Source organism: Verrucosispora sp. ts21, from assembly GCF_002879555.1.
GTDB lineage: Bacteria > Actinomycetota > Actinomycetes > Mycobacteriales > Micromonosporaceae > Micromonospora > Micromonospora gifhornensis.
The window spans coordinates 80,748-94,147 of sequence record NZ_PNOZ01000007.1; the positions used below are offsets into that span (position 1 = coordinate 80,748).

At 70.1% G+C, this 13,400-nt stretch carries 11 protein-coding genes; 9 read left to right on the forward strand and 2 right to left on the reverse strand.

Annotated features, from left to right (window positions below; translation table 11 throughout):
- Positions 1–62: 62 nt before the first annotated feature.
- The 5 genes from C1A38_RS04645 to C1A38_RS04665 all read left to right on the forward strand — a co-directional run bounded on the left by C1A38_RS04645 (position 63) and on the right by C1A38_RS04665 (position 7,102).
- Positions 63–2,144, forward strand: coding sequence for a carboxypeptidase-like regulatory domain-containing protein (locus C1A38_RS04645; protein ID WP_102656586.1), 2,082 nt, complete (start codon positions 63–65; stop codon positions 2,142–2,144).
- Positions 2,145–2,490: 346 nt separating this feature from the next.
- A complete protein-coding gene (locus C1A38_RS04650; RefSeq protein ID WP_102656637.1) occupies positions 2,491–2,874 on the forward strand; it encodes a hypothetical protein in 384 nt (127 codons plus the stop codon).
- Between the two features lies 1 nt (position 2,875).
- Positions 2,876–4,516 (forward strand): sodium/solute symporter, encoded by a 1,641-nt coding sequence (locus tag C1A38_RS04655; RefSeq protein WP_102656587.1) that lies wholly within the window; start codon positions 2,876–2,878, stop codon positions 4,514–4,516.
- 145 nt (positions 4,517–4,661) lie between these two features.
- On the forward strand, positions 4,662–5,426 hold the full coding sequence (locus C1A38_RS04660; RefSeq protein WP_102656588.1) for an ABC transporter ATP-binding protein: 765 nt from the start codon (positions 4,662–4,664) through the stop codon (positions 5,424–5,426).
- Positions 5,411–7,102, forward strand: coding sequence for an ABC transporter permease (locus tag C1A38_RS04665; RefSeq protein WP_102656589.1), 1,692 nt, complete (start codon positions 5,411–5,413; stop codon positions 7,100–7,102). The genes C1A38_RS04660 and C1A38_RS04665 overlap by 16 nt, the downstream gene beginning before the upstream one ends.
- A 770-nt stretch (positions 7,103–7,872) precedes the next feature.
- On the opposite strand, the gene C1A38_RS04670 is transcribed toward C1A38_RS04665, so the two are convergent.
- Both C1A38_RS04670 and C1A38_RS04675 read right to left on the reverse strand, forming a co-directional pair.
- Positions 7,873–8,079, reverse strand: coding sequence for a DUF397 domain-containing protein (locus C1A38_RS04670; protein ID WP_102656590.1), 207 nt, complete (start codon positions 8,077–8,079; stop codon positions 7,873–7,875).
- Positions 8,076–8,861, reverse strand: a complete 786-nt coding sequence (locus C1A38_RS04675) for a helix-turn-helix domain-containing protein (protein ID WP_102656591.1) — start codon at positions 8,859–8,861, stop codon at positions 8,076–8,078. The genes C1A38_RS04670 and C1A38_RS04675 overlap by 4 nt, the downstream gene beginning before the upstream one ends.
- Before the next feature lie 488 nt (positions 8,862–9,349).
- Between C1A38_RS04675 and C1A38_RS04680 the strand changes: the two genes are divergently transcribed.
- The 4 genes from C1A38_RS04680 to C1A38_RS04695 all read left to right on the forward strand — a co-directional run bounded on the left by C1A38_RS04680 (position 9,350) and on the right by C1A38_RS04695 (position 13,312).
- On the forward strand, positions 9,350–10,045 hold the full coding sequence (locus tag C1A38_RS04680) for a flavin reductase family protein (protein WP_199180079.1): 696 nt from the start codon (positions 9,350–9,352) through the stop codon (positions 10,043–10,045).
- Between the two features lie 191 nt (positions 10,046–10,236).
- On the forward strand, positions 10,237–10,590 hold the full coding sequence (locus C1A38_RS04685; protein WP_013736516.1) for a DUF485 domain-containing protein: 354 nt from the start codon (positions 10,237–10,239) through the stop codon (positions 10,588–10,590).
- Entirely contained in the window at positions 10,587–12,263 is a 1,677-nt protein-coding gene (locus tag C1A38_RS04690) for a monocarboxylic acid transporter (protein ID WP_102656592.1), read from the forward strand. The genes C1A38_RS04685 and C1A38_RS04690 overlap by 4 nt, the downstream gene beginning before the upstream one ends.
- 74 nt (positions 12,264–12,337) lie before the next feature.
- Entirely contained in the window at positions 12,338–13,312 is a 975-nt protein-coding gene (locus tag C1A38_RS04695; RefSeq protein ID WP_102656593.1) for an NAD-dependent epimerase/dehydratase family protein, read from the forward strand.
- Positions 13,313–13,400 lie beyond the last annotated feature (88 nt).

Here is a 13,400-nt window from a genome sequence, read left to right on the forward strand (position 1 = left end):
GGCGCGGGTCGGCCGGGCAGGTGCCTGCACGGGTCGCCCCGCAGCCTCACGTTTGGACGCCCATGCAACTGCCCCACATCCGCCGGGCCGTACTGGCCGGCATCGCCGCGTTGGCCGTCGTGCTGCCCGGCGCCACCCCGGCCCTCGCCAGCACCACTGGAACGATCACTGGTCGGCTGACCACCAGCGCCGGCACCGCCGCCCCCGACGTTCCGGTCCTGGTCTACCGAACCGGGAGCTACAACATCATTGCGCAGACGTCCACCGACGCCCAGGGCAACTACACCCTCAACGGGTTGGCAGCGGGCTCCTACACGGTGGGCTACCAACCCGGTGGTCGACCGGAGCAGTACCACCGGCAGCAGCTCTATTCCTGGGACGCGGACCCCGTCACCGTGACGGCGGGCAACACCAGCACCGTCGACGAGCAACTGTTCGCCACCGGCACGATCACCGGTCGGATCATCGACAGCGCCGGCGATCCGGTGCCCGACCTGCGCGTCGAAGGTCAGGCCATCGGCGCCTCCACCTGGGGCAGCGCGCGCACCGACGACGACGGACGGTACGAGATGACCGTCATCGCCGGCCGGTACCGGGTCAGCTTCGAGCCGGTGGCCGATTCGTACCAGAGCCAGTACGTGCCGGGGAAGATCGACGAGGACGAGGCCACCGTCTTCGACGTGACCGCCGACGCGCAGATCGTGGCCGACGACACGGTGCTGCCGGTGGGCAACCTGTCGGGCCGGTTCACCACCGCCGACGGCCAGCCGCTGCGAGACGCCGACATCTCCGTGTACACGCCGAACATGTACACCGGCACCTGGACGCAGACCGACGCCGACGGGAGATTCGACGTCCAACTGCTCGCCGGGGCCTACCGGGTGGGCCTGTACGCGGGCGACCGGCAGCAGTACTACCGGGGACAGTTGGTGCCGGAGCTCGCCGATCTGGTGACCGTGCACGGCGGGCAGCAGACCAGCATCACCGACGCCCTGCTCGGCACCGGCGCGCTGCGGATCCGGGCAGTCGACTCGGTCACCGGTGCTCCGGTGGCCAACTTCTGCGCCCACGATCAGTGCAGCAACGGCACCGGCACGGTGCTCATCCCGGATCTGCCGGAGGGCCGGCACGACATCTACCTGTACGCGCCGGACGGCCGGTACTTCCCCCGGGAACGCACCGGCATACGGGTACGGGCCGACCGGACCGCCGAGCTGACCATCAAGCTGCGCCCGGGAGCGGTCATCACCACCACCGTGGTCGACCGACAGAGCGGGGCACCCCTGCGGGGCGTGTGTGTCAGGGCCTTCCTGGCCAAGCAGGTTCGCCTGCCCGACACCAATTTCGAGTGCAGTGACCGCAGCGGCCAGGTCAAGGTCGGGCCGCTGCGGGACGGCGACCACAAGCTGTTCGTCGTGCCGCAGGACCTGACGTACGGCCGGCAGTGGGTCGGCCCGAACGGCGGCACCGGTGACGAGCGGGAGGCCGCCGTGGTCACCGCCACGGTCGGTGCCGTGGCCACTGCCCCGACGGTGCAACTCGACCGGGCGGGGCAGATCAGCGGCCAGGTCACCGACGCCCAGACCGGCGCCCCGATTCGGAACGTCAGCGTGTCGGTGCTCACCGGCCACCCGGGCGTCGGCGCGGAGGACGCCCGCACCGACGATCAGGGTCACTACACCCTGACCCGGCTGGGCCCGTACGCGTGGCCGGTGGTTTTCAGCCGGTACGAGTACGCGACCGTCTGGTCGGGCAACGCGCCGAGCCGGTTCACCGCCGCACCGGTGACGGTCACCGCCAACTCGACGGCCGCCCTCGATGCGACGATCGGCCCCGGCGTCGAGGTCACCGGCACCGTCACGAACACCGAGGGCACGCCGTTCCGGGACGGCTTCGTGCTCGCCCACAGCGTCGACACCGGTGACATCACGGGCAGTGGTTGGGTTTCCGACGGGCAGCTCACCATGCGTCTGACCGGCCGTCAGCGGATCTTCCTGAGCTACGACCTGCACCTCGTCGCCGACGGCGAGATGCACTCGGGCCGCTACCGGGTGACCGACCCCGAAGGGGTCGATCGGCTGGCCCGGTTCACCGTGCCTGCGACCGGGTCGCTGAGCATCGACATGGCCATCCCGACCAGCTGAGTCGAGCGGGAAGGGGTGGTGGCCGTCCATGGTCGCCACCCCTTGTCCACCGCTTCGTCCACAGGGCGCGCGGGTTGTCCACAGGTTGTCCACAGCCGCTTGACATTCCCGTCGGGCAGACGAGACTGCCGGGGTGGCCGCCGAGGATTCACCACCGGCACCCCGCCGACCCGAGCCAGCCGAGCCAGCCGGGACCGCCGCCCCGCCGCTGCGGGCCGCCCCGCCGCCCCGGGCTGCGGAGCCGCCTCAGCCTGCATCGCCGCCCCGGGCTGGGGAAGCGCCCCGGGCTGGGGAAGCGCCCCGGGCTGGGGAGCCGCTTCAGGCTGCGGGGCCGGCTGCCGCGCAGCTGCGCGGATCGGGGCCGGCGGCGCGTACCAGGGTGGTGTTGGCCGAGGTCTCCGGCCGACGACACCGGGCCGGCGGTGCCCGTACCGAGTTGACCCAGCAGACCCGGGTCGGCGAGACGCTGATCCGCGGCCTGGTACGCGCCCAACTCGCGCTGGCCCTGCAACTGTCGGCGGTGGTCCTGGTCGGGCTGGGCGGACTGCCCTGGCTGTTCGCCATCGCCCCCTCGGTGGGCCGAATGACAGTGCTCGGTGTCAACCTGCCCTGGCTGCTGCTCGCAGTGCTCTCCTTCCCGTTCCTGGTCGCGGTCGGCTGGACGTACGTGCGGCTGGCCGAACGCAACGAGCAGGACTTCACCGACCTGGTCCAGCGGCCGGAGCGTTGAGGTGACAAACGACCTCGTCGTACCGGCGATCGTGGCGGTCACCCTGGCCACCCTGGGGATCGGCTTCTACGGCCTGCGCCTGGCGCGCACCACCTCCGACTTTCTGGTCGCCTCGCGGGTGGTCAGCCCGACCTGGAACGCCGCCGCGATCGGCGGTGAATACCTCTCGGCGGCCAGCTTCCTCGGCGTGGCCGGGCTGATCCTCAAGTACGGCGTGGACGTGCTCTGGTATCCGGTCGGCTTCGCGGCCGGCTACCTGGCCCTGCTGCTCTTCGTCGCCGCACCGCTGCGCCGCTCCGGCGCCTTCACCCTGCCCGACTTCTGCGAACTGCGGCTGGGCTCCCGCCGACTGCGCACGCTCGCCACCGTATTCGTGATCTTCATCGGCTGGCTCTACCTGGTGCCGCAGTTGCAGGGCGCCGGGCTGACGCTGGCCACCCTGGCCGGTTCCCCGTACCCGGTGGGTGCCCTGGTGGTGGCGGTGGTGGTGACCGCCAACGTGGCGCTGGGCGGGATGCGGGCGGTCACCTTCGTGCAGGCGTTCCAGTACTGGCTGAAGTTGACCGCGCTCGCCGTACCCGCGATCTTCCTGGCGCTGCAGTGGCAGGCCGACGGGCGGCCGGCGGTGACCCCGCCCGACGGGCCGACCTTCCGGACCGCGACCACCGTCGTGGTCGAACATCGCGCCGTCCTGACCCTGCCCGACGGGCAGAGCCGCCTGGTGAACCCCGGCGACGAGTTGACCTTCGCGGCCGGCGAGCCGGTGCCCGAGGTGTCCGGGGCCGCCACCAGCACAACCGACTGGTTGCTGCCCAGCACCGCCGGCTCGGACGACCGGGGACTGTTCGCCACGTACTCGCTCATCCTGGCCACCTTCCTGGGCACCATGGGGCTGCCGCATGTGCTGGTCCGCTTCTACACCAACCCGGACGGCGCCGCCGCCCGCCGGACCACGCTTGTGGTGCTGGCCCTGGTCGGGGTCTTCTATCTGCTGCCCACGATCTACGGCGTGCTGGGTCGGATCTACACCCCACAACTGCTGGTCAGCGGCCAGACCGACGCGGTGGTGGTGCTGCTGCCCGAGGCGGCGCTCGGTGCCGGGACCACCGGTCGCCTGCTGGCCGCCCTGGTCGCCGCCGGGGCGTTCGCGGCCTTCCTGTCCACCTCGTCCGGGCTGCTCACCAGCGTCGCCGGGGTTATCTCCACGGACGTGCTGGGCCGTGGTTCGGTGCGCGGCTTCCGGCTCGCCACGGTGATCGCCGGTGGGGTACCACTGATCCTCGCGCTGAACGTCTCCGGGCTGGACGTCTCACAGGTGGTCGGGCTGGCCTTCGCCGTCGCCGCGTCCAGCTTCTGCCCGCTGCTGGTGCTCGGCATCTGGTGGCGCGGGCTCACCGACGCGGGCGCGGCCGCCGGGATCCTGGTCGGCGGCGGAGCGGCGGTGTCGGCGGTGCTGATCACCGTGCTCGGGCCGCCGCTGAGCGGCTGGCCGGCCACCCTCACCGCGCAGCCGGCCGCCTGGACGGTGCCGCTGGCCTTCACGGTGATGGTCGCGGTCTCGCTGGCTACCCGTGGCCGTACCCCCGCCGACACCGGCCGCACCATGCTCCGCCTGCACGCCCCCGACAGCCTCCGACTGTGAAAGGAAGGGCACCTTATTAACGCCTCGTGTAGAGCAAGGGCCCCTTATTAACACTCGGAGCGGATGACGCCTACGACTGTGGGATGAGTCAAGCTCAGCCTGGCGGCTCAGGGAGCGCTGGCCGCCACCGGATACGGTCTGTCACATGACTGGCGAGTACCCTGCGATGGCGCTGCGTGGCCTGGCCAAACGATTCGACAGCAAGGTCGCCGTGGCCGGAGTGAACCTGGACGTACCGGCGGGCTCGTTCTACGGGCTGCTCGGCCCCAACGGTGCGGGCAAGACCACCACCCTGTCGATGGCCGTCGGGCTGCTGCGACCGGACGCCGGCAGCGCCTGGGTGCTCGGGCGCGACGTGTGGGCCGACCCGGTCGAGGCGAAACGGCTGTTCGGGGTGATGCCCGACGGCGTACGGCTCTTCGACCGGCTCAGCGGCGCCGAGCTGCTGGCGTACCACGGGCTGCTGCGCGGCATGGACCCGGCGGTCGTCGACCAGCGCGCGGCGGAGCTGATCGACGTGCTCGCCCTCTCCGACGCCGGCCGCACCCTGGTGGTGGACTACTCGGCCGGCATGAAGAAGAAGATCGGCCTGGCCTGCGCCCTGCTGCACGGACCTCGGCTGCTGGTGTTGGACGAGCCCTTCGAGGCGGTCGACCCGGTCTCGGCCGCGCTGATCCGCGACATCCTCCAGCGGTACGTCACCGGCGGCGGGACGGTGGTCTTCTCCAGTCACGTCATGGAGGTCGTGCAGCGCCTCTGCTCGCACGTGGCGATCCTCGCCGAGGGCACCATCAAGCGGGTCGGCACCCTGGAGGAGGTACGCGGGGAGCGCTCGCTGGAAGAGGTCTTCGTCGAGGTGGTCGGCGGGCGTACGGCAACCGGCGAGGAGTTGTCGTGGCTGTCCCGGTGACCGACCCGGCCAGCCGCGTACACCCGGTCAAGGCGCGGCACTTCGTCCGGCTCAAGCTGCGGGTGATCGGCAACAACTTCCGCGGTCAGGCCTGGCGGGCCGTGCTGTTCGTGATCGGCTCGCTGGTCGGGCTCTGGCTCGCGGCCACCGCCTTCTTCGGCCTGGCCGCACCCGGGCTCGCCGGAGAGGACCGGTACGCGCTGCTGGTCGCCGCGTTCGCCGGCGGCCTGACGGTGCTCGGCTGGCTGCTGCTGCCCCTGGTCTTCTTCGGCGTCGACGAGACACTCGACCCGGCCCGCTTCGCGTTGCTGCCGCTGTCCCGCCGGACCCTGGTCACCGGGCTGTTCGCTGCGGCGCTGGTCAGCGTGCCCACGGTCGCCGTACTGGTGGCGCTCTCCGGTCTGGTGGTCACCGCCGGGGCGTTCGGTGGCTGGCCCGCTGCCGCGGTGGCCGTCCTCGGAGTGATCTCCGGACTGCTGCTCTGCGTCGCCGCCGCACGGGCGATGACCAGCGCCTTCGCCAGCATGCTCCGGTCCCGCCGGGTACGCGACCTGGCGGCGGTCCTGCTCGCGGTGGCCGCCGCGTTGCTCGGTCCGTTGCAGCTGGCCGGTCTCGCCGCGATCCGGGACACCGACTGGGACCGGCTCACCGGTGCGGCGACCGTGATCGGCTGGACACCGTTCGGCGCACCCTGGACCGCCGGCATCGACGTGGCGCAGGGCCGGGCCTGGGCGGCACCGCTGAAACTCCTGATCACCGTCGTGACGATCGTCGCGCTGCTGGCCTGGTGGTCGCGCTCGTTGGAGTCGGCGATGATCGGTACGGCCAGCACCGGGTCGGCCAAGGGCAAGCCGGAGGTCAGCGGCGGCGCGGTGGCCCAGCTGTTCCCGCAGGCGGCCGGCTGGCTGCGCCGGGACCGCTTCGGCGCACTTGTCGCCCGGGAGGCCCGCTACTGGTGGCGGGACGCCCGACGGCGGGCGAACCTGATCACCATCGCGGTGATCGGCCTCTTCGTGCCGGTCATGGTCAACGTGGGTGGGCAGGGCTTCAGCATCGACAGCGAGCAGGGCTTCAGCCTGCCCTCCGACACCTCACCGCTGCTGGTCAGCCTCTCCATGCTCTTCGTCGGGCTGCTGGCCGCGATGACCCTCGCCAACCAGTTCGGTTTCGACGGCAGCGCGTACGCGGCCAACGTGATCGCCGGCATACCCGGCCGCCTGGAGTTGCGCGCCCGGATGGTCGCCTTCTCCCTCTACGTACTGCCCATGCTGGTCCTCGTGTCCGTGGTGATGGCGTTGATCCTCGGCGAGCCGACCTGGATGGGCTTCATGGCCGGCACCCTGATCGCCACCTTCGGCGCAGGGCTGGCGGTCAACTCGTTCGTCTCCGTGCTCGCCGCGTACTCCCTGCCCGAGACGAGCAACCCGTTCGCGATGAACAGCGGCGCCGGGGTGACCAAGAGCCTGCTGGCCCTGGTGGCCATGGTCGCCACCGCCGCGACCGGCCTACCCACGGTGATCGCCGCCGCGCTGCTCGGCGACGCCTGGCTCTGGTTGGGCCTGCCCCTGGGTGTCCTCTACGGCGTCGGCGTGGCGCTGCTCGGCTCCTACCTGGCCGGAGACGCCCTGGACCGCCGCCAGCCCGAACTGCTGACCGCCGTCACCCCGCGCCGCTGACGGTCCACGACCGTGGCCGTGGCCGTGGGAGCGGGAGCGTAGGGCGGCCCGCACCTCGGCGACGAAGCCGTCGAAGTCCTCGCGGAGGCGCTTCGCAGTCAGGTGCAGGACGATCCAGTCACCGCCGACCACTCGGTTGAGCCGTCGGCGATCCGCGTCGAACTGCGCCGGGTTGTCGTGCCAGAGGCCGTCGTACTCGATCGCCACCCGATAGTCCGGCCAAGCAAGATCGAGACGGGCGAGGAACCGGCCCTGGGCCGACACCACCCATTGGGTACGCGGACGCGGCAGCCCGGCCAACACGAGCCGAACCCGAGCGCGGGACTCCTGCGGCGACTCGGCACCGGCATCCGCCAGGTCGACCGCCGCGAAAGAGCGGCCGCCAGGCGGAACTACGCAGCTCGTGCGGGTGAGCAGGCCACGCGAGATCGCGCGCGAACCACGGAAGATGCGCCCCCGCAACTGCGGCGGCCGACGAGGCGATCTGGACATACCCAGACGGTGTCAGCTCAGACACCCCGCGCGCTGCCCCTGTGGATAAACCCCAGACTGCCGCCTTCCCCAGCATGATCACGCTCGGATCGCGCGCCATCCCACCCGAGCGGAGCGCCCCTCGCGCAAGATCGAGCCCTGCTGCGACCCACCTTCGCCCCCGCCGGGCCGCTTGGAGACACCCGCGCACGGCGAGTTGGCGTGTTCAGCCCTGTTCCGGCCTCTTGTGTACGACGACCTGCGCCACATTGACGTCGACGCCGTCGCTCGGCGAGGGGTCAGCGAAGAGCGGAGGGTGCTGCTTCGCGGGCCAGGGTGAGGAACGCGTGCCAGGCGGCTGGGGTGAAGGTCAGTGCTGGGCCGGGGCGGTCCTTGCTGTCGCGCACCAGCACCATTCCCGGAAGGTTGTCCGCTACCTCGACGCAGTTGCCACCGGTGTCGCCGGAACGGGTCGCCGTGCGCCAGCGGGGTTTGGCAGCAGTCATGACGTCACCTTCAGCTTTCGGAGCAGGTCAAGCGAGGCGTGTGTGGACAGTGCTTCGCCGAGCAGGCTATCCCACTTCCGGTCGATCAGACGGACCATCTCCGGGTCGTTCACGACGTGCCCCCGAGCGGCGTTCTCCAGGTAAATCGCCTGCTCACCGTCGGGCAGATCGGCTAGCACGAATCCGCCGGTGAGCCCGACATGCTCGCCGACGTTGAGCGGCACCACGTGAATGCGGACGTGTGACCGCTCCGCTTCGGTCAACAGATGGCCGAGTTGTGCATCGAGTACTGCTGGACTGCCCACCGGCCGGCGCACGGCGGTCTCGTCAACCAGGAACACGCACTGTGGTGAGTCGTCCCGTTGCAGGAGTTGTTGGCGTTCCATTCGGACGGCTACCAGTTCGTCGACCATGGGCGGCTGGTGGAGTCCGCCGGCCGAGATCACGGCTCGGGCGTACTCCTCGGTTTGCAGCAGTCCGGGCACCAGGCAGGGTTCGAAGGCGCGCAACCGGGTGGCTTCCTGCTCATAGCCCCGCCATGCGGCGAACCAGGAGGGGCCGCGTTCCCGGTCGGCCTCCTTGAGCAGCTCGGCGAGGAGGCCGCCGGTGTGCAGGGCTTCGTCGGAGGCGACTGCGAACTCCATTGTCGGTCGGCGGCGGCCGGTTTCGATGGCGGCGATCAGCGACGGGCTCCATTTGATCAGGGCGGCGAGTCCCTCCTGGGATACCCCGGCGGCGGCGCGAGCGGCCTTCAACGCTCTGATCCACATTTCGAAGTTCATGCTCACCCATTCGGTAAGTACGCGAACGCGCTGGGTAGTAACCGCTGGCATCCTCCCCTGGGCTCAGCTCGGAGTCCAGGGTGGAAACACGCGGCCCGGCCGGTGGAGGCGACGATCCCGGCGGTCGGTCCTGCGACGGGCCGTCTCGGTCATTCCCCCGACCGGGGCGGCCCCCGAAGCGAAGGAGGCACCGGTGCCGTTTCCACGACTCGACTGCTCGCCGTCAGCCGCGACGTGACCGGGCAGCCGACACCCGAGCGGACAGCCGACACGACCGGGCAGTCGACACCCGAGCGGACAGCCGACACGACCAGGCAGTCGACACCCGACCGGGCAGCCGACACGTGACCGGGTGGCTGCGACGTGACCGGGCTCCGGGTGGCCGCAACGTGACCCGGCTGGTGGCGCACCTGCCGATGCGGCCGCTCTGGCGATGTCGTGCTTGTGGGGCACCCTGGCCCTGCCAGCCGGCCCGGCTGCGGATGTTGATCGAGTATCGCGAGGACCGGACCGCACTGTTGGTGTACCTCGGCACGCTCATGCTGGAGGCCGGTGACCAGCTTGCTCAGCTTGGCGGGCAGCGACACCGGTCCGAGCTCTATCAGCGGTTCGTCGGCTGGGCGCGGGCACGCGGCCAGGCCGAGCGGGTCACAATGTTTCACGTGAATCCAGAGCCGGGTGCCCAGATCCACCACAGCGATCCGTTCGCCGTACCGGCCGACAAGCGTTCGCCCGTACGCCGGTTTCGGGGTCGGCTCGCCGCGCCGGTGACGCTGTGGACGGCGCCGGGGCCGGCGGGTTTGACGGTTTCCTCGACGCTGGTGGCCGACGGTGATCCGGGCCGGTTGCTCGGCCTGATCGACGCGGAGTCGGATCTCTGGGCGGCGGTCGAGGAGGCGGGTCGGTTCGCCGTGGCACCGTTGAGCCCGACGCACCGCCAGCTCGCCGACCGGTTCGCCGGCCTGTTCCCCTCCCCTGGCGGCCTGTTCGCCATCGACAGCTGGGCCGAGACGCCCTACGGGCCGGTGCCCGCCGACGGCGGCGGTTGGGTCGGCTGCCGGCTTGACGAGGCGCGGGAGTACGGATGGAGCCTGCTGGTCGAGGCGACCATCGAACGGGTGGAGTTGACGGACGACGGTGGGCCGCTGCTGCACCACCGTGGCCGCTACCACGAGCTCGGCTGATCCCACCCGAGCCGCAACCACCTGCCCGCTGCCGTGCGGTTACCGGTCAGCGGTGTGAGCCAGGTCATTGAGCGCAGCGGTGCCGCCGTTCGGCGCAGTTGTCGACCGGTGCCGATATTCACCCTTTTCCGGCGGGGAGCGCGTTTTTTACCGTGCGCGAGACTCCTGACGTCTGTGAAGGTGGTGATCAAATGTCCACGGATACCCCCGCTACCGCGCCGACCGACTCGGAACCGGAGCGGTACCTCGCGGTCCAACGGTCCGACGAGTTCGCCGGGCTGCGTCGTGCACTGCGCGGCTTCGTCTTTCCGATGACCATCGCGTTCTTCCTGTGGTACGCGCTCTACGTGATCCTCTCCGCGTACGCGCGAGACTTCATGGGCACCCGACTGTTCGGCAGCAACATCAATGTTGCGCTGGTCTTCGGCCTGCTCCAGTTCGTCTCCACCTTCCTCATCGCCTGGCTCTACTCCCGGTACGCCGACCGGAAGATCGACCCGGTGGCCGACAAGATCCGCGGCGAGCTCACCGGAGGTGAGTCGTGAACTCAGTCGTTCTCGCGGTCGAGGCGGGCAACACCACCGCCCGCAACTTGACAATCGTGCTGTTCCTGGTCTTCGTGGCGGCCACCCTGGCCATCACGATCTGGGCCAGCCGGCAGACCAAGACGGCCACCGACTTCTACGCGGGCGGTCGGTCGTTCTCCGGCTTCCAGAACGGCATGGCGATCGGCGGCGACTACATGTCCGCCGCGTCCTTCCTCGGCATCGCCGGCATCATCGCGCTCTACGGCTACGACGGCTTCCTCTACTCGATCGGCTTCCTGGTGGCCTGGCTGGTGGCGCTGCTGCTGGTCGCGGAGCTGCTGCGGAACTCCGGGCGGTACACGATGGCCGACGTGCTGGCGTTCCGGATGCGTCAGCGTCCGGTGCGTACGGCGGCGGCGGTTTCCACGATCACCGTCTCGATCTTCTACCTGTTGGCGCAGATGGTCGGCGCGGGCGCCCTGGTGGCACTGCTGCTCGGCATTCGGCCGGGCACCACCTTCCTGGGCATGGATGCGGACACCGCCAAGGTGGCGACCATCATCATGGTCGGTGCCCTCATGATCATCTACGTCACCGTGGGTGGCATGAAGGGCACCACCTACGTACAGATCGTCAAGGCGTTCCTGCTGATGAGCGGCGCGCTGTTGATGACCCTGCTGGTGCTGGCGAAGTACAAGTTCAACCTCTCCTCGCTGCTCGGTGACGCGGCGGCGAGTTCCGGTCAGGGCACCGCATTCCTGGAACCCGGTCTGAGGTACGGCGTCGAGGTCGCCGGCAACGCGACACAGACCTTCTACAACAAGGTCGACCTGCTCTCCCTCGGCATCGCGCTGGTGCTCGGCACCGCCGGCCTGCCGCACATCCTGATCCGCTTCTACACCGTCCCGACGGCGAAGGCGGCTCGCAAGAGCGTGCTCTGGGCGATCGGCATCATCGGCTCGTTCTACCTGCTCACCCTGGCGCTCGGCTTCGGCGCGGCGGCGCTGGTCGGTGGCGACGCCATCCGGGAGCAGGATCGGGCCGGCAACACGGCCGCACCACAGTTGGCCGAGGCCCTGGGGATCGACTTCTTCGGCGGCGACCTGGGCGGTGCGGCACTGCTGGCGATCATCGCGGCGGTCGCCTTCGCCACCATCCTGGCCGTGGTCGCGGGTCTGACCCTGGCCTCCTCCTCCAGCCTGGCGCACGACTTCTACGCCAATGTCGTCAAGCGGGGGCAGGCCTCGGAACGGCAGGAGGTGAAGGTCGCCCGGATCTCCGCCCTGGTGATCGGCGCGGTCTCCATCGCCCTGTCGATCTTCGCGCAGAACCTGAACGTGGCGTTCCTGGTGGCGTTGGCCTTCGCGGTGGCCGCCTCGGGCAACCTGCCGGCGATCCTCTACAGCCTGTTCTGGAAGCGGTTCAACACCTCCGGCGCGGTCTGGGCGATCTACGGCGGTCTGCTCGCCGCCGTGGTGCTGGTGTTCTTCTCGCCGGTGGTCTCCGGTGCGCCGACGGCGATGTTCCCGGACCACGACTGGCAGTGGTTCCCGCTGTCCAACCCGGGCATCCTGTCCATCCCGTTCGGCTTCCTCTGCGGGTGGATCGGCACGGTGATCTCCAAGGAGAGCGACGACGAGAAGTACGCCGAACTGGAGGTGCGCTCCCTGACCGGTGCCGGCGCGCACTGACCCGCACCTGTTAACAGGGGCCCCCTGTAGTACGCGAGGCGTTAACAGGGGGCCCCTCCTTTAGGCTTGGCGGCATGAAGGTTGAGCAGCGTTTCGGCCCCGGTCACCGGGTCCTGGTCACCGGCGGCGCCGGCTTCGTTCCCTCGCACCTGGTGGATTCACTGATCGCCCGTGGCTGCACGGTGGTCGCGGTGGACAACTTCGTCACCGGCTCGAAGGAGAATGTCGCCCACCTGCTCGACACGCCGACCTTCACACTTGTCGAGGCGGACATCTCCGACGGGTTGCCGGATCATCCCGCGCTGGCGGAACGCTTCGACGCGATCCTGCACATGGCCTCACCGGCCAGCCCGACCGACTTCGAGAAGCTGCCGGTGGAGATCCTGCGGGTGGGCTCGGTGGCCACCCTGCACCTGCTGGACCGCGCGGTCGCCGACGGTGCCCGGTTCCTGCTGGCCTCCACCTCCGAGGCGTACGGCGACCCGAAGGAACACCCGCAGCGGGAGACGTACTGGGGCAACGTCAACCCGATCGGCATCCGCAGCGTCTACGACGAGGCCAAGCGCTTCTCCGAGGCCGCGACGATGGCGTACCGACGCAGTCGGGGTCTGGACACCGCCATCGTGCGCATCTTCAACACCTACGGCCCCCGGATGCGGCCGGACGACGGGCGGGCCATCCCGACCTTCATCTCCCAGGCGCTGCGCGGTGAGCCGATCACCGTGCACGGCACCGGCAACCAGACCCGCTCGATCTGCTACGTGGCGGACCTGGTCCGGGGCATCCTGCTGTTGCTCGACTCGACCGAGAGCGGGCCGGTGAACTGTGGCACCGAGCACGAGGTGAGCATGCGGGAACTGGCCGAGACGATCGTGTCACTCTGCGACAGCAGCTCCGAGGTGACGTACGTCACGCGCAGTGCGGACGACCCGGAGATGCGCCGACCCGATCTCAGCCTCGCCCGCGAGGTGCTCGGCTACGAGCCGACGGTGACGCCGGAGGTCGGCCTGCGACGCACCATCGACCACTTCCGGGAGCGGCTGGCCTAGCCGGTCCGACCCGACGCGAGGCGACAGGTCCGACACGGCGCGGGGTTCGACTCAGGGCAACAGTGGCCGGGGCTGCGTACCCTGAGTT

Excerpts from the sequence above, each read along its gene's own strand:
- C1A38_RS04645 (WP_102656586.1), top strand. The coding sequence starts at position 63 with ATGCAACTGCCCCACATCCGCCGGGCCGTACTGGCCGGCATCGCCGCG.
- C1A38_RS04660 (WP_102656588.1), top strand. The coding sequence starts at position 4,662 with ATGACTGGCGAGTACCCTGCGATGGCGCTGCGTGGCCTGGCCAAACGA.
- C1A38_RS04670 (WP_102656590.1), bottom strand. The coding sequence starts at position 8,079 with ATGACTGCTGCCAAACCCCGCTGGCGCACGGCGACCCGTTCCGGCGAC.
- C1A38_RS04675 (WP_102656591.1), bottom strand. The coding sequence starts at position 8,861 with ATGAACTTCGAAATGTGGATCAGAGCGTTGAAGGCCGCTCGCGCCGCC.
- C1A38_RS04685 (WP_013736516.1), top strand. The coding sequence starts at position 10,237 with ATGTCCACGGATACCCCCGCTACCGCGCCGACCGACTCGGAACCGGAG.
- C1A38_RS04695 (WP_102656593.1), top strand. The coding sequence starts at position 12,338 with ATGAAGGTTGAGCAGCGTTTCGGCCCCGGTCACCGGGTCCTGGTCACC.